At 64.2% G+C, this 15,344-nt stretch carries 13 protein-coding genes; 1 reads left to right on the forward strand and 12 read right to left on the reverse strand.

What is annotated here, in order from left to right; all coding sequences use genetic code 11:
• The first annotated feature begins 21 nt into the window (after nucleotides 1-21).
• Nucleotides 22-732 (forward strand): cytidylate kinase-like family protein, encoded by a 711-nt coding sequence (locus H7687_RS03225; protein WP_183345047.1) that lies wholly within the window; start codon nucleotides 22-24, stop codon nucleotides 730-732.
• A 24-nt stretch (nucleotides 733-756) separates the two neighbouring features.
• Here H7687_RS03225 and H7687_RS03230 read toward each other — a convergent pair whose 3' ends face one another.
• From H7687_RS03230 to H7687_RS03285, 12 genes are all read right to left on the reverse strand, one after another.
• Nucleotides 757-2,928: an alpha-amylase family protein gene (locus tag H7687_RS03230; protein WP_183345050.1), complete on the reverse strand. Its 2,172-nt coding sequence runs from the start codon at nucleotides 2,926-2,928 to the stop codon at nucleotides 757-759.
• A gap of 251 nt (nucleotides 2,929-3,179) precedes the next feature.
• Nucleotides 3,180-3,605, reverse strand: coding sequence for a MarR family winged helix-turn-helix transcriptional regulator (locus H7687_RS03235; RefSeq protein WP_183345052.1), 426 nt, complete (start codon nucleotides 3,603-3,605; stop codon nucleotides 3,180-3,182).
• Nucleotides 3,606-3,703: 98 nt separating this feature from the next.
• On the reverse strand, nucleotides 3,704-5,761 hold the full coding sequence (locus H7687_RS03240; protein ID WP_183345054.1) for a PocR ligand-binding domain-containing protein: 2,058 nt from the start codon (nucleotides 5,759-5,761) through the stop codon (nucleotides 3,704-3,706).
• 159 nt (nucleotides 5,762-5,920) lie between these two features.
• Complete coding sequence (locus H7687_RS03245) at nucleotides 5,921-6,520, reverse strand: response regulator (RefSeq protein ID WP_183345056.1); 600 nt, start codon at nucleotides 6,518-6,520, stop codon at nucleotides 5,921-5,923.
• A gap of 28 nt (nucleotides 6,521-6,548) precedes the next feature.
• On the reverse strand, nucleotides 6,549-8,456 hold the full coding sequence (locus tag H7687_RS03250) for a PAS domain-containing hybrid sensor histidine kinase/response regulator (RefSeq protein ID WP_183345058.1): 1,908 nt from the start codon (nucleotides 8,454-8,456) through the stop codon (nucleotides 6,549-6,551).
• 200 nt (nucleotides 8,457-8,656) lie between these two features.
• Complete coding sequence (modA, locus tag H7687_RS03255) at nucleotides 8,657-9,397, reverse strand: molybdate ABC transporter substrate-binding protein (protein ID WP_183345060.1); 741 nt, start codon at nucleotides 9,395-9,397, stop codon at nucleotides 8,657-8,659.
• A gap of 360 nt (nucleotides 9,398-9,757) precedes the next feature.
• Complete coding sequence (locus H7687_RS03260) at nucleotides 9,758-10,132, reverse strand: c-type cytochrome (RefSeq protein ID WP_183345061.1); 375 nt, start codon at nucleotides 10,130-10,132, stop codon at nucleotides 9,758-9,760.
• A gap of 59 nt (nucleotides 10,133-10,191) precedes the next feature.
• Nucleotides 10,192-10,707, reverse strand: coding sequence for a HyaD/HybD family hydrogenase maturation endopeptidase (locus H7687_RS03265; RefSeq protein ID WP_183346036.1), 516 nt, complete (start codon nucleotides 10,705-10,707; stop codon nucleotides 10,192-10,194).
• A gap of 124 nt (nucleotides 10,708-10,831) precedes the next feature.
• Nucleotides 10,832-11,497 carry a Ni/Fe-hydrogenase, b-type cytochrome subunit gene (cybH, locus tag H7687_RS03270; protein ID WP_183345063.1) on the reverse strand — a complete coding sequence of 222 codons (666 nt, stop codon included), beginning with the start codon at nucleotides 11,495-11,497 and terminating at the stop codon, nucleotides 10,832-10,834.
• Nucleotides 11,498-11,509: 12 nt separating this feature from the next.
• Nucleotides 11,510-13,207, reverse strand: coding sequence for a nickel-dependent hydrogenase large subunit (locus H7687_RS03275; protein WP_183345065.1), 1,698 nt, complete (start codon nucleotides 13,205-13,207; stop codon nucleotides 11,510-11,512).
• Nucleotide 13,208: 1 nt separating this feature from the next.
• A complete protein-coding gene (locus H7687_RS03280; protein ID WP_198424603.1) occupies nucleotides 13,209-14,348 on the reverse strand; it encodes a hydrogenase small subunit in 1,140 nt (379 codons plus the stop codon).
• 360 nt (nucleotides 14,349-14,708) lie between these two features.
• Nucleotides 14,709-15,344, reverse strand: a complete 636-nt coding sequence (locus H7687_RS03285; protein ID WP_183345068.1) for a response regulator — start codon at nucleotides 15,342-15,344, stop codon at nucleotides 14,709-14,711.

Here is a 15,344-nt window from a genome sequence, read left to right on the forward strand (position 1 = left end):
AGCTGCCGGAAGGAGAGAGAGATGCCTGACAACCTGTTCATACCGTCGGTGGATTTGCGGATAGGGAGCCTCGAGGAGTACAACCGCAGGCAGAAGGAGAAGGCGGCCTCGCGGCACGCCAAGCCCAAGCCGCGCCCCTGCATCACCATCTCCCGGGAATACGGCTGCACCGGCTACCCCACCGCCGAACTCCTGCGCGACATCCTGATGCAGAGGACGGGCGAGGAATGGGTCATGATCGACCGCGCCATCATCGAGGAGGTCGCCAAGCGCCACAACCTGTCCCAGGAGATCCTGCGCACCCTGGGCGAGAACAACCGGCTCCTGTCCGAGATCCTGGCCACCTTCTCCTCGCGCTGGAAGAGCAACTACGACTATTTCCTGCCGCTGTCACAGCACGTGGTGGCGCTTGCCGAGCAGGGCAACGTCCTCATCCTCGACCTGGGGGGAGCCATCGTGGCGAGGCACCTGGAACATTCCTACCACTTCAGGATCTACGGCTCGGAACCCTTCAAGATCGCCACGCTGGCCCGTCGCCTCAACATCGAAGAGGAGGAGGCCGAGAAGCTCATGCACCGGCAGCAGAAGGTGCGCGACCGCTTCACCAGCGACTTCCTGAACCAAAACGGCCACGACCCCGCCCTCTACGACATGCTCTTCAACAACGACCGCTGCGCTTCCGACCGGATCGCCCACACCATCGCCGATTTCGTGCTGGGCAAGGCGGGCTGAAGCCGCCCGCCTGCTGAGGGATGATCAAACCGGCACCAGCTTCAGGTACTGCACCTCGTTGGCCATGGTGAAGACCACGTAGATGCCGCTGTCGTAGATGTCCCGCGCCTCACGCGGCGCCGGCCACAGGTCGCGCTGCGCGTCGTCCGCCACCAGGTTCCTCGCCTGGTACTGCCCGGAAAGCCTGATCTGCCCCGGCAGGCGGAACACCCCCGCGTTGCCCGCGGTCACGTTCAGGTTGACGAACACCAGCGTCACCGCGTCCCTCTCCCCGCTCTCGCCGCGCCAGCGCGCCACCGAGAAGATCTCCTCGTGGAACCCGCCCCCGACCAGGCTCAGGAAGTACCGGTTCGGCTCCCGCAACTCCGGCGTCGCCGCGCGCGCCCGGTTGATCCTCAGGTACATCCGCCCCACGGCCTCCCGCTCCGGGATGTGCTCGCTCCATGCCCTGTACATGTTGGCCCAGCTGTCCCGGAAGGGGAGCTTGTCGGCCAGTCCCAGCGGCTGCCCCATGAAGACCATCGGGCAGCCGTACATCGAGGCGGTCACGGCGTAGCGGGCCATCATGGCCCACTTGTCGTCGTTGTCCACCTCGTCGTGGCTGGAGCCGTTGTGCATGACCAGCGCCTCGCCGCCGAACAGGGCGCTTTCCGCCTCCAGCGAGTGGAACAGGTCGGTCATCCTCACCGCGTTCATCCGGTACAGGTGGTGGTCCTTGGTGGTCAGGACGTCGAAGACCCGGTTCAGCCGGTACTGGATCACGTCCGGGTCGAGCACCTCGGCCAGGAAGATGAAGTCCCAGCGCGCCTTCCTGGTGCGGTTGACGATGTACTCCCAGAGCTGGTTGGGGAGCCCCTGGGCGAAGTCGGCGCGGATGCCGGCCAGCTTGCCGCCGCTCTTCTCGATCCAGTAGGGGAGGATGTAGCCGAAGTACTGCCAGAGCTGCTCCGTGTCGCTTGCGGAGCCGAGGTCGGTGTAGAAAAGGTCGCGCTCGTCCTCGGCGTTCCCCGTCGGGTCCCAGTGGGCCACCGGGTTGCCCCAATAATCGGTAGCCCGCCCCGGTTTGGGGCCCAAGGCAGAGTAGTCGCCGAAGAACCAGTCCACGTTGGCGTCGTCCCAGATGTGCTCGTTGAGGCGGTCCGTCGGCGCCCAGACGGCACATTCGAAGTCGGAGTGGGCGGCCTCGCGGTAGTAGGGGACGCTGTGCCCGTCGACGAAGGCGGTGCCGCGGGTGCACCAGGAAGGGCGATGCTGCCGGACCCACTCTTCCTGCTCCTGCATGGTGCAAAATCCCAGGTCCACCGCGCCTGACCCGTAGATGACGTCGCGGCCGGCGTGGTTGAAGGCCAGATCCACGAACACGTCCAGATCCACGGCGCCCGCCTCCCGGAACAGGATCTGGAACAGCTCGAGGGCGCGCGCCGGCGCAGCGTTGTCGGCGAGCCACCGGTTGATGCTCCAGTAGTCCCGCGACGAGTAGGGACTCCCCGGGTTGTCGTTGGCGGCCCAATCCCACTTCTGGCGGTCCCAGCGCCACTGCGTGTTGGGGAAGACCGGCATGAGCCAGAGCGTGTTGAAGCCGAGCTCCTTGGTGACGTAGGTGAGCTGGAAGGGGTTGAAGCCGTCGAAGTCGTGGGTGGAGAGGAAGTCGTCCAGGGTGCTGCGGTTCTCGTAGGAACCGCCGGCCAGCGCCTCCACGGTGAGCGCGTTGGCCTCGTACAGGCACGCGTCGGCTGCCTTGCGGGGAGAAACCACCACGGCACAGTCGCGCTGCAGGGGCAGGTCCGGCCAGGGGGGGAAGTCGTTGTGCCACCACCAGGTGTCGGAGCCGGTGGCGCGGTAGCGGGCGGTGATGCGGTAGGCGCCGCACTTCTCCACCGGCAGGGTGAGGCCGAAGACCAGGTTGTCGAAAGAGTCGCCCTGAAACGACATCCGGTAGGGCATCCAGTACGAGGTGGGGCCGCCGGAGTCGGCGAGCGGCTCGTGGGTCTTGACGAAGTCGCGGCGGTTCAGGTTGCTGAAGATCTCGACTTCGAACTGTTCCGGCGCTGTACCCTGGGCCGCGATCTCCACCGTGACCTGGAGCTGTGGCGCCGTGGCGCCGCCCGTCGTTTCGTCCAGCAGCAGTTTCACCGTGCCGTAGTTCCCCCAGCGCCCGTTCACCTTGAGGTTTCCGATCCAGGGACTGTATGCCATCGCCGCACCTCCTGCGCCGGCGGCCGGGCCACCGGCAGAGTTCTCATTTCGTGAAACAAGGTAGAACAGTAGCTGAGTTTACGTGCTTGGCAACAACGAGGGGTGCCAACAGCTGTAGGGGCGAATAATAATTCGCCCTGCTCCGTCGGAGCGCGTTGAAAAGCCTGTTTAACAGGGATGAAGGGGATGAAGGGGATATAACGGACAAAGGGGGAATACCAGGGACGAGGGGGGATGCAAGGGGATGAAGGCTAGGGGAGGTTGGCTCGGATCTTCTTCAGCAGGCGCACCAGTTCCCGCTGTTCGGCCTCGTCGACGCCGCGCCACATCTGGTCGATCAGGTTGCGCGAGACCTCTTCGAAGACCGGCTGCAAGGCCTGGCCCCGCTGCGAGAGCCGGACGTACACGGTCCTTTGGTCCAGCGTGCTGCTCTCCTTGTCCACGTAGCCGTTGGCGACCAGCTTTCCCACCAGGGCGGTCACCGTCGACTTGTCCCGGCGCACCGCCTTGGCCAGGTCCTTCATGGTGACCTGCTCGTTGGTGAAGAGGTGGTACAGGATGGCGCCGTGCGACGGCGCCAGCCCCTCGATCCCCAGGCGTTTGAGCTCCTGGAGCAGGTAGCGGTTGATCCCGGCGCGGGTGTCGCTGATGATGGTGGCGATGTTGCGAGTTTCCATGAGATGGGAACTTAGTTTGACGACCAACTAAAGTCAACAAAAAAAACCGGCAGGTTCAAAGAGCGCCCCGCCGGTCGGGAAAACGTTGAGGGACGGCCTCAGTCGTCGGAGAGGAAGGTGTCCTCGATCTTCACGGAAAGGGTGCTGATGTCGAACGGTTTCTGGATGAAGTGCATCCCTTCCTCGACGACACCGCTGCGCGCCACCAGGTCGGCCGTGTAGCCGGACATGAACAGCACCTTCACCTCCGGGAAACTGCCCTTGATCTCGTGGACCATGTCGCTGCCGCTCATCCCGGGCATGATGACGTCGGTCAGCACCAGGTCGATCCTGTTCGCCCTGCTGGTGCAGATGTCGATCCCGTGCCGGGGGGTGTCGGCGACTATCACCCGATACCCCAGTTCCTCGAGGTAGGACCTGGTCACCGTGCGCACCATGTCGTTGTCCTCGACCAGCAGCACGGTCCCGGTGCCGATCCGGACGTCGGTGCATCTCCTCTGGGCTTCCGCCGGCGCGGCACTGCTGCTGCGGGGGAGGTAGATCTTGAAGGAGGTGCCGTGGCCGACCTCCGAGTAGACGTTGATGAAGCCCCCGTTTTGCCGGACGATGCCGTACACGGTGGCGAGCCCCAGCCCGGTCCCCTTGCCCAGCCCCTTGGTGGTGTAGAAGGGCTCGAAGATGTGCTCCAGCACCTCCTCGCCCATCCCCACACCCGTGTCGCTCACCACCAGCTGCACGTAGTCGCCGGGCAAGGCGTCGCGCAGGTACTGGCAGCTTTTCTGGCTCAGGTGCACGTTTTCGGTGTGGATGGAGAGGAGCCCGCCGTCGGGCATGGCGTCGCGGGCGTTGACGGCGAGGTTCACCAGCACCTGGTCGACCTGGGACGGATCCATCTTCACGCTCCACAGGTCGGCCCCGGGACAGAAGTTCAGCGTGATGCTCTCCTCGATGAGCCGCAGCAGCGTCTTCTGCGCCTCGCCCACGAGCTGGTTCAGGTCCACCGGACGGGGATCGATGATCTCCTTGCGGGAGAAGGCGAGCAGCTGCCGGGTGATCTGGCCGGAGCGCTGCGCGGCTGTCGTGATCTGCTCGAGCGACTGCCACAGCTCATGGTCAGGGGTGATCTTCATCTGGGCCAGTTGCGCCTGTCCCAGGATGACGGTGAGCATGTTGTTGAAGTCGTGCGCCACCCCGCCCGCGAGCCTCCCCACCGATTCCATCTTCAGCGCCTGGCGCAGCTGTTCCTCGGTGTGCTTGCGCTCGGTGATGTCACGCACCGTGGCGATGACGCCGACGATCTCGCCGCCTGCGTTTTTCAGGGGAGCCAGGGTGTCCGCATGCCAGATGGAGCGTCCCGAACCGGGAAGTTCCAGTTCGACCTCCCCGGAGCTCACGTCATCGCCGGCCAGCACCCGCTTGAGCCTCTCCACCACCCCCGCCCGCTCCAGCATGGGAAAGACGTCCCCCGGACGCTTGCCGATGACCTGCTCGGCGCGGTAGCCCGACATCTGCTCCATGTAACGGTTCCAGACCTGGAAGCGCAGCCCGCAGTCGTAGACGATGATCCCTTCCTGGGCCGAGGCGATGATCTGCTGCACGCGCTCCTCGTTCTCGCGCAGGCACTCCTGGACCTCGAGCGATCTCAGCTGGGTCAGCCCCTGTATGGCGAGCAGTTCGGTCAGGTTGGCGATGAAGGAAAGGTTCTGGTCCAGCTTGTCCTGGCTGATGACCGGGACCCGCTCCATTGCCAGCAGGTAGGATGCTGTTTCGAAACCGTACTTGTCGGCCTGGAGCAGGAAATGCTGCCGATCGGGAGGGTGCAGAAAGAGTTGGCCCGTGAAGATGTTGGCCAGGTGTTCCCCCTCTATCAGCAGGGGCGTGGCGGTATCGGTAAGCCCCTGGGGACAGGTGATCTGGACGTGGCGCTGCTGGTCCTGCAGGCCGCTGGTGATCTTCTGGTCGCTTGCGATGCAGAACTTCTCGGTGGTGGGGTTGGCGCGGTGGAACTTGGTGCAGATGTCCTGCCACCCGGAGCCGGTCAGGATGTTCCCTTCCAGGTCGATGATGGCCGAAGGAATGCCGGATACCTCGTACAGGCTGTCGAGGATGGTTTGCAGCTTCGGTATGTCGAGAAGTTGCGCGATGGTGTATTTCATCAGGTGGTGGTTACCCGCACTGTCAGAGATAAGATCCTTACACGAGCGTCACGGGATGTTGTCACAGTATTCTAATAGATGATTAGGGAAAGCTGTCAATGAGGGAAAAGGAAGGGGGTAAGGGGAAAGTTCGAAAGAGGCACTGCCAGAAAGAGCAGCTTACTTGATGAACTCCTTCATGGCGATGGCTGCGCAGTCCGGGCAATAACTGTGGCTGAACAGTACCTCCGAGTGTTCCGAGATGTAGGACTCCAACTGGTTCCAGTAACCCTGGTCGTCACGGATCTTCTTGCAGGTCATGCAAATGGGGAGTAGCCCGGAAAGCTCCTTCACCCTGGACAGGGCGGCCTGCAGTTCCTCGTTTTGCCGCTGCAGCGCCTCTTTGCGTGCCTTCAGCTCCAGGTGCACCGCCATGCGCCGGGCCAGGATTGCCGGCTTCACCGGTTTGGTGATGAAATCGACCGCCCCCATCTCGAAGCCGCGGGTCTCGTCGACCTCCTCGTAGAGCGCGGAGATGAAGATGACCGGAATGTCGTGCAGGCGCGGCTCCTGCTTCAGCTGCCGGCACACCTCGTAGCCGTCCATTTCCGGCATCATGATATCCAAGAGGATCAGGTCCGGAGCCGCCGCGTGCACCAGGCGCAGCGCTTCCTGGCCGCTGTTGGCGCCGATGACTTCGTACTCGGCACGGAGCACCTTGTAGAGGATGATGAGATTTTCTACAATGTCGTCTACGACGAGAATGGTTTTTTTTGTCACCACGCCCTCAGTGTGACGGGAAGTTCTGCTACAGAGGTCGATCGAGCCGGATGTTCAGCTCATCGCACAGTCGTTGCACTGTCTGTAACGCACGGGTGCAATCGAACTGCTTGATCTGCTGGTTCAACTGAGACAGCATGGGAAACTCGGGAACAGCATCGGCAAGGGTGTTAACCTTGTCCATGACCATCATGTTCCTTTGCTGTAACAGCGGCACCACGGAGCTAAGTATGTCGGCAAGTCTGTCGATGTCAACAGACTCCACCGCCGGGGGGGGGACGGGGGCGGAGGGGACATCCTGGCGGACGGCGCAGGACGGCAGGCAGCGCTTCAGTTCCTGCAGCAGTGACGCGAGCTCGACCGGCTTGGGGACGTAGCCGTCATAGCCCAGCTGCAGGAACATCTCCTGCTGGTTCTTCAGTGCGTGGGCGGTGAGGGCGATGATGGCGGTACGGCGACCGGAGCCCAGTTCCAGTTCCCTGATGCGGCGCATGGCTTCGTTGCCGTCCATGGTCGGCATCTCCACATCCATGAGGATGACGTCATAGCGCCGCTCACGCCATTTGTGCAGCACCTCTTCTCCGTCTGCGGCGGTGTGCAGCGTGTGCCCGAAGCGCTCCAACAGCCGGGACATGATGGTGCGGCTGGCCTCCTGGTCGTCGGCCAGCAGGATGTCCAGCTTCTTCCCCTCCCACAGGGGCCTTGCCTCGCTCCTGGAGGGGGGGCGAGGAGCCAGTTGCTCTTCAGAGCGCAGAAACGGGATCACCATGCGGAAGCTGCTCCCGGCGTTCTTGCGGCTTTCGGCCCAGATCCGCCCCCCCATCAACTCGACCAGCTTGCTGCTGATGGAGAGCCCGAGCCCGGTGCCGCCGTACTTGCGCGTGGTGGAACTGTCCTCCTGGCCGAATGGGGAGAAGATGCGGTCGATGGCCTCGGCGGTAATGCCGACGCCGCTGTCGGTGATGGTGATCTCGAGGTCGACGACCTCGCCCCGATCCTCCCGGACCGTGACCGAGACGGTGACGCCCCCTTCGTTGGTGAACTTGATGGCGTTGCCGACGATGTTCAGCAGCACCTGCTTCAGCCTCAACTGGTCCCCCACCAGGGTGTCGGGGACGTCCCCGGCGATCTCGGGGCGCAGGAACAGACCCTTTGCCACGACGGCGCTCATCTGCGCCTTGACGACTTCGTTGATGCTGCGCCTGATGCTGAAGCTGTGCAGTTCCAGGTCGATCTTGCCGGCCTCCACCTTGGACAGGTCGAGGATGTCGTTGATGATCGCCAGGAGCCCCTCGGAGGAGGCCAGGATGCCGTCCACGTACTCCTGCTGCTCCGGGGTCAGCTCGGTGAAGGCAAGCAGCTGCGACATCCCCATGATGCTGTTCATCGGGGTGCGGATCTCGTGGCTCATGTTGGCGAGGAAGTCGCTCTTGGCCCGGTTGGCCGCTTCCGCGCTCTCCCGGGCCAGCACCAGCTCCATCTCCGCTTTTTTGCGGTCGGTGATGTCGAAGCAGTAGCCGATATAGCCGGCGAAGCTGTCATCCACGGCCTGCATGGGGCGGCCGATGTCCAGGATCCACCGGTACTCCCCGTCGTGACGGCGCAGGCGGTACTCCATCTCGAAGCTTTCCCGCTTGTCGAAGGCCCCCAGCCAGATAGCCACACAGCGCTGCAGGTCTTCCGGGTGCACCCCCTCGGCCCACCCGTTGCCGTATTCCTGTTCCATGGTCCGGCCGGTAAACGAGAGCCAGGTGTCGTTGAACCAGTCGCACTCCGCCCTGGTGTTGGCGCGCCAGATCAGTACCGGCGCCTGGGCCAGGATTTTCAGGTAGTGGTCTGCCAGCATCTGCTCAAGGGGAGGACCCTGCCCTTTGGAACCGGCCGAGCCTCTGCCCGGGGGGGGCGTGCTGGAAGGAGTACTGTCTTTCGTTGCCATTCTGGCCCTCTTCTTGTTGCGGTACGGGCTGGATCAATTTGTCTAAGTTTGGGAACATTATTATCAGATAATTTGATTCTCTCAAATAAATTTTTTGCTGTATGTGGTTGCAGCCATAGTTGTTTGAAAAAAGGGGTTTATAGTGCCCAGCACGAGGCTGATATTGTTCCAATCTTCCCTAACTTCAGTCAGACGTGCGCCTACAATGTGAACCCGTGTTTCTTCAAGACCGTGACTGACTCGGGTTGTTGCAGGTAGCGGAAGAAAGCGGCGGCCTCGCCCTTGCCGGTCGCGGAGGCGGTCAGCGCCATCGGGTAGGTCACGCGCGGGTAGAGCTGCTGCGGCACGGTGAACAGGATGCGCGCCCGCTTCCCCAGCAGCGCGTCGCTGCGGTAGACGAAGGCCCCCTCCACCTCGCCGCGTTCCGCGTACATCATGCTCTCCCGGACGTCCTTGGTGAACACCAGTTTCCCGCGCAACTCCCCCTCGAGACCTGCATTCCTGATGGCCTCCGCAGCGTACCCGCCGGCGGGGACGCTCGTGGGGCTCCCGAGGGCGATCCTGCCCAAGGCGGCGAGGTCGCGCATGCCGGTGACCCTTTTGCCGGTGCTGCCGGCAAAGACCAGGGTGTTGCGGGCCAGGTTCACGCTGGAGGAGACCAGCCGGCGCTCTTTGAGGTAGGCCATCCACTGTTCGTTGGCGGAGATGAAGATGTCGGCGGGGGCGCCGCTTTCTATCTGCTTGGCCAGGGTGCCGGAGGCGCCGTAGTTCCTGACGATCCTGGTGCCGGGGTGCTTGCGACTGTAGCCGTCCGCGATTTCGTTGACCGCTTCCTTGAGGCTGGCGGCGGCCGAGATGGTGATCTCCCCGGCGCGGGCCGGTGCTGAGAGCAACAGTGGGACCAAAAAGACCACTGCAGCCAGGAACCTTGCCGTGTTCATAACATGCTCCTTTCTGTGACGGGAATGGGATGAATCAGGAAGTACATGAGGCGTGCCACATTCGCCTGAAGCTCGTTATCCGCAATAATGGCGGGAGCTTGGCGGGAGAGACGCGGGGGGCGGGCAGCGGAGACTGCCGGGAAAAGGGGCAACTGCAAGCTGATGCGGCACTGGCCTCCCCCTCCCAGCCTCCGCCTCGCACGTCCACATCCCCTCTCCCTCCGGGAGAGGGTGCCCGAAGGGCGGGTGAGGGAGATGCCACGAAGGAAGAGTTACGCCGCTTGCGACGCCCTCACCCCAACCCTCTCCCAGGTGGAGAGGGGGGACTACCGTACGCCGGTTCAGAAAGCTGGCGGGGGCTCAGCGGTAGGTGGCGAGGATGTACTCGGCGATGAGGCGGGCGTCGGCATCAGGGATGGCGGCCTGGTCGAAGCGGGTCATCCCCGGCCCGGGGGCGCGCATCCTGGCCACGATCCCGGCGGGCGTGGTGATGCCGTTGTCGGCCAGCACGCCGCCGTGCAGGGTTTTCTTCGGGTTGAGGACGTTGCCGCCGTCGGGGTGGCAGGGGGCGCAGCGTTCCTTGAAGAGCTGGGCGCCGCGTTCGGTAGCCACCGGAGGCGAGTCGGCTTGCGGCGGTTCGGTGCAGCCGCTCAGGAGCAGGGCCGCGGCGAGGCAGGTGGCGATGGGGCGGGCGGACAGCGGCCAGCGCCCCGCGCCTGATCCCTGCCTGCCCACGGTCCCCCCTCCGGGGGGAGGAGCTTGGGGAGGAGTAGTCGTGCGTACCGGCATGGCGGTTAATCCCGGCAGACGTTGACGGTGCGGGTAACGGGGCGGCACTGGACGCCGAAGGCGGAGAGCTCCTTCAGCACCGCCCCCTTCATGGTTTCCACCTGCAGCGACACCTCGTGGGTGAGCTCGGTCCCCATCTCGATGCTCCCCGGCTGCACGCCGATCAGCACCATCTTGCCCGGCGCCTGCCCCATGAGCCGCGCGACGGAGAGGAGGTCCTTGAGCCCCATCTGGTGCGGCGAGACCTTGGTCTCCAGCGCGATCGGGAGCTCCTCGCCGGAAAGGCGCACGCAGGTTCCGGGCTCCTTGCCCGTTTCCACGGCGTCCACCATGATCAGGTGGCTCCTCCCCTCCAGCACCGGGAGGAGGTCGAGCCCCAGCGTGCCGCCGTCCACGATCTCCACGCCCTTGGGGAAGGTGTACTCGCGCTGCAACTGCTGCACCACCCGGATGCCGACGCCGTCATCCCCCATCACCACGTTTCCTACCCCAAGCACCAGTACCTTCGGTGCGTTCTTCATCGATTGTGCCGTCACGTTTCGTTCTCCTTGCTGTTTAGGTAGTCGCAGTCCCCTCGCCCTCGGCAACAGGGGCAGGCGAGGGGGGTGCTCGGGTGCCCTCACGCGGGGAGAGGGGATGACGGGACTATTCTCCTTTTTTGACGGTGAACTTGTAACCGCTGAACATGCTGGAAATTTCCCCGCCGTGCTCCTTGATGTCCATGAGCCAGGCGCTGTAGATGTGGTTGATGACGAAGCCGAAGATGAGCCACATGCCGAAATGGTGGGCCAGGCGCATCCCCTGCAGGGTGAAGTGAGAGTACATGAAGCCGAGCGACTTGAACATGATCCCGCCCGGCGCGTGGGTGGCGTACATGGCGAAACCGGTGAGGATCATGGCCAGGTAGATCAGGAACAGCACGAAGTAGGCGGTGGTCGCCAGCGGGTTGTGTCCCACGATCTCGGGCACCTCGTGCGTCTGCAGCGTGTAGTAGCGTATCATGTGCCGCAGCTTTTCCCGCCCCTTGGCGCTGTACATGGGGAAGAAGGCGCGCCAGCTGGCGTGCTCGTTGCCGATGAAGGCCCACACCACGCGCGAGGCGACACTCACGGTAAAGGCGTAGGCCGCGACGAAGTGGATCAGGCGGATCCATCCCATGGCGTAGTCGCTGGCGCTGGCCCCCAGAGTCACCGGGTGCCCGATCAGGAACCCGGTCCCCGACAGGATGACGATGGCGAGCACGTTGATCCAGTGGAACCAGCGCAGCGGCAGTTCCCAGACGTACTGCTTGACCTTGCAAACATCCGACATGGCCCACCTCCTCTAGGATGCCTTCACCCTGACCATCTCCCTGCCGGTGGCGTCGAGAACGTGCACGGCGCAGGCCAGGCAGGGGTCGAAGGAGTGGATGGTGCGCAGGATCTCGAGCGGCTTTTCCGGGTCCGCGACCGGCGTGCCCAAGAGGGCGGCCTCGTAGGGCCCCGCCTGCCCCTTGGCGTCGCGCGGCGAGGCGTTCCAGGTGGAGGGGACCACCGCCTGGTAGTTGAGGATCTTCTGGTCCTTGATCTTGATCCAGTGCCCGAGGCCGCCGCGGGGCGCCTCGTGCCAGCCGTAGCCGTGCGCCTCGGCCGGCCAGGTGGCCGGGTCCCAGAGCTCGTTCGAGTGGATCCTCAGGTCACCCTTGGCGATGTTGCCGATCAGCTCGTCCAGCCACTTGGGGGCCTGCTGGGCGATGACCAGGCAGTCGATGCCGCGGGCGCCGGTTCTGCCCAGGGTGGAGAAGAGGGCCTCGGGGCCGACGCCGAGTTTCTTGAGCACCAGGTCCACCGCCGCCTTGGTCTCCTTGTGCCCGGAGACGTAGGCGACCAGCACGCGGGAGAGCGGCCCGACCTCCATCGGCTTCTCCTCGTAGCGCGGCGCCTTGACCCAGGAGTACTTCTTGTCCGTGTCGAGGTACTGGTAGGGGGGCTTGGGGCCGGTATAGTTGGGCTCGCTGGAGCCCTCCCACGGGTGCAGACCCTTTCCCTCGCTCCCCGCATCCTGGTACCAGGAGTGCTCGACGTGCTCGGTGATCTTCTTCTGGTCCAAGGGAACCACCTTGGAGATGTCCCGGTTCAGGATGGCGCCGCCGGGGAGCCACGGTTTGCCGTTGGCGTCCGGGAACTCGGGGTAGCACATGTAGTTGCCGACCCCGGCGCCGATCCCCGCCCAATCCTTGTAGAAGGAGGCGACTGCCAGGAGGTCCGGGATGTAGACCTTCTCCACGAATTCCTGGGCCTTGTGCAAGAGGCGCTTCACCTCGATCAGCTTGTCGGCGTTCAAGGCGTTCTGCGAGTCCGGGTCGATGGGGATCGACATCCCTCCCACCAGGAAGGTCTGCGGGTGCGGGTTCTTGCTCCCCAGGATGGCGTGGATCTTGATGATGTCCTTTTGCCACTCCAGCGCCTCCAGGTAGTGGGCGGTGGCCATCAGGTTCGCCTCGGGGGGGAGCTTGTAGGCGGGGTGCCCCCAGTAGGCGTTGGCGAAGGGGCCCAGCCGCCCGGAGCCGACGAAGGCCTTCACCTTGTCCTGCACGGCCTTGAAGTAGGTGGGCGAGTTGTTGGGCCAGTCCGAGATGGAGGCGGCCAATTGAGCGGTCTTGACCGGGTCGGCCTTGAGGCCCGAGGTGATGTCCACCCAGTCCAGGGCGTGCAGGTGGTAGAAGTGGATCACGTGGTCCTGGGTGTTCTGGATGGCGATGATGATGTTGCGGATCAGCTGCGCGTTGGGGGGGACCGGGATCTTCAGCGCGTCCTCGACGGCGCGGATGGAGGCGATGGAGTGCACCGTGGTACAGACGCCGCAGAAGCGCTGGGTCCAGTACCAGGCGTCGCGCGGGTCGCGCCCCTTGAGGATGGTCTCTATGCCGCGGAACATGGTGCCGGAAACCCAGGCGTTGCTGATCTTGCCGCCGGAGACTTCCGCCTCGACGCGCAGGTGCCCTTCGATCCTGGTGATCGGGTCGACAACGATCTTGCTCATCTTAGTCCTCCTTGGCGTCCTCGCCCGGTTCCTTGTCCTTTCTCATGGCGGAAAGTGCTCCGTGCACCACGAAGGCGCCCGCGGCGCCGGCGGCCAGCCCCAGGCCGATGGCGTCGGCGGTGTGCTCGATGCCGAAGCCCGGCACGTTGGGGAGCCTGCGGTACATGGGGGACATGACGTCCCAGAACTGGGGCTCGGCGCAGCCGACGCAGGGGTGACCCGAGCCGATGGGCCAGGCTGTCTTCTCGTTGTAGCGCTGGGTGGGACAGTTGTGGAAGGTGGCGGGGCCCTTGCACCCCATCTTGTAGAGGCAGTACCCCCTGCGGTGCCCGTCGTCACCCCACTTCTCCACGTACTGCCCGGCGTCGAAGTGCGGGCGCCGCTCGCAGTTGTCGTGGATGCGCTTGCCGTAGGCGAACAGGGGGCGGCCGTGGCCGTCGAGGGCGGGGATCTTGTTGAAGACCAGGTAGTGCACGATGGTGGCGGTCAGGTTGTCGGCGTTGCAGGGGCAGCCGGGGAGGTTGATCACCGTGGCGCCCGGGACCGCCTCCTTGACCCCCACCGCGCCGGTCGGGTTGGGGGCGGCCGCGGGGATGCCGCCGTAGGAGGCGCAGTTGCCGATGGCGATGGTGGCCGCGGCGCCGCCGCAGACCTGGCGGGCGCGCTCCAGGTTGGACTTGCCCCCGACGCAGCCGTAGATCCCGCCGTCCTTCATCGGGATGGACCCCTCGATGACGGCGAAGTATTTCCCCTTGTAGTCGGTGATGGTCTTGTCCAGGGCGGCCTCGGCCTGGTGTCCCGCCGCGGCCATGATGGTCTCGTGGTAGTCGACCGAGAGGATGTCGAGGACGATCTCCGCGACGGTGGGGTTGGCGGAGCGCAACAGCGCCTCGCTGTCGCCGGTACAGCCCTGGAATTCGAGCCAGACCAGGGGGGGGCGTTTCACCTCGTCCAGCGCCTGGGCCACGGACGGGGCGAAGGAAGGTGGCAGCGCCAGGGCCGCCGTGACCGTTGAGCAGAACTTCAGGAAGTCGCGTCGGGAGACGCCGCGCTCCTTCAGGATCTGGCTGATGGAGAGGTCCTCATGGTGCAGGGACTCTCCCTGTGTGTCCTTGCTACGCTCTGTTCTCGTCGTGCTCATCCCGGCCTCCCCTTGCTGACAGCGAAACGGTGGACTCTTTGGCGCGTGAACCAGAACTGGCAGTATGTTCTATTTTAGTAGAAAGATGTTTTATTGCAAGAGGAGAAAATGAATCAGGTGAGAAAAATATTCACGAAGTGAAGGGGGTTATGGGTAGAACGGATATTTTATGCCTGTGGGGGCGACCATTGTCAGGATGGAATGATTCTTCTGTTAGTTCCCTCTCCCTCCGGGAGAGGGTGCCCGAAGGGCGGGTGAGGGCGCTGCCCTGCTGCCGGCATCTTGCCCTTGGCATCTCCCCTCACCCTGGCCCTCTCCCAGAGGGAGAGGGGATGTGGACGCATGTGCGCATGGTCGCTGCTAGACCAATCCTTTTTCCTGGGCGTAGCGCAACAGCGCCACCCTGCCGTCCACGTTGATCTTCTGATAGATGTTGTGCAGGTGGACCTTCACCGTCCCTTCGCTGATGCAGAGCTTGTCGGCGATCTCCTTGTTGCGCGAGCCTCCGGCCACCATGCGTACCAGCTCGATCTCGCGCTGGGTGAGCAGGTGGGCCACCTCGCGTCCCCCCGCTTCGCGCTTCAGGAGCTTTTCCAGGGCCTGCTTGGCGGAACGGCGCTCCAGCCACTGCTCGCCGGCGTGCACCTTGCGGATGCACTGCACCAGGAACTGCGGCGCCATCTCCTTCAGGACCACCCCTTGGATGCCGAGCATGACCGCATCCAGCATGTCCTCGTCCTCAAGTGCCGCCGTGAGCAGGACCAGCCGCGCGCCGAGCCGCTCCTCGGTCACCCTGCGCGCCACCTCGATGCCGTTCAGCCCCGGCATGCGGATGTCGAGCACCGCGACGTCGGGACGCTGCCGGCGGATCTCATCCAGCGCATCCGTGCCGTTGCTGCAACTGGCCAGCACCTGGAAATCCTCCTCGAAGTTGAACAGGCCGGTGAGCCCGTTGAGGATCAGCGGATGGTCGTCCGCGATGACCAGTCGTATCAT

Origin of the sequence: Geomonas paludis, assembly GCF_014193585.1 — a bacterium.
Taxonomy (GTDB): Bacteria; Desulfobacterota; Desulfuromonadia; order Geobacterales; family Geobacteraceae; genus Geomonas; species Geomonas paludis.

Coding starts and splice junctions, on each gene's coding strand:
- H7687_RS03225 (WP_183345047.1), top strand. CDS start 22: ATGCCTGACAACCTGTTCATACCGTCGGTGGATTTGCGGATAGGGAGC.
- H7687_RS03230 (WP_183345050.1), bottom strand. CDS start 2,928: ATGGCATACAGTCCCTGGATCGGAAACCTCAAGGTGAACGGGCGCTGG.
- H7687_RS03235 (WP_183345052.1), bottom strand. CDS start 3,605: ATGGAAACTCGCAACATCGCCACCATCATCAGCGACACCCGCGCCGGG.
- H7687_RS03240 (WP_183345054.1), bottom strand. CDS start 5,761: ATGAAATACACCATCGCGCAACTTCTCGACATACCGAAGCTGCAAACC.
- H7687_RS03250 (WP_183345058.1), bottom strand. CDS start 8,456: ATGGCAACGAAAGACAGTACTCCTTCCAGCACGCCCCCCCCGGGCAGA.
- modA (WP_183345060.1), bottom strand. CDS start 9,397: ATGAACACGGCAAGGTTCCTGGCTGCAGTGGTCTTTTTGGTCCCACTG.
- H7687_RS03265 (WP_183346036.1), bottom strand. CDS start 10,707: ATGAAGAACGCACCGAAGGTACTGGTGCTTGGGGTAGGAAACGTGGTG.
- cybH (WP_183345063.1), bottom strand. CDS start 11,497: ATGTCGGATGTTTGCAAGGTCAAGCAGTACGTCTGGGAACTGCCGCTG.
- H7687_RS03275 (WP_183345065.1), bottom strand. CDS start 13,207: ATGAGCAAGATCGTTGTCGACCCGATCACCAGGATCGAAGGGCACCTG.
- H7687_RS03280 (WP_198424603.1), bottom strand. CDS start 14,348: ATGAGCACGACGAGAACAGAGCGTAGCAAGGACACACAGGGAGAGTCC.
- H7687_RS03285 (WP_183345068.1), bottom strand. CDS start 15,344: ATGATACGACTGGTCATCGCGGACGACCATCCGCTGATCCTCAACGGG.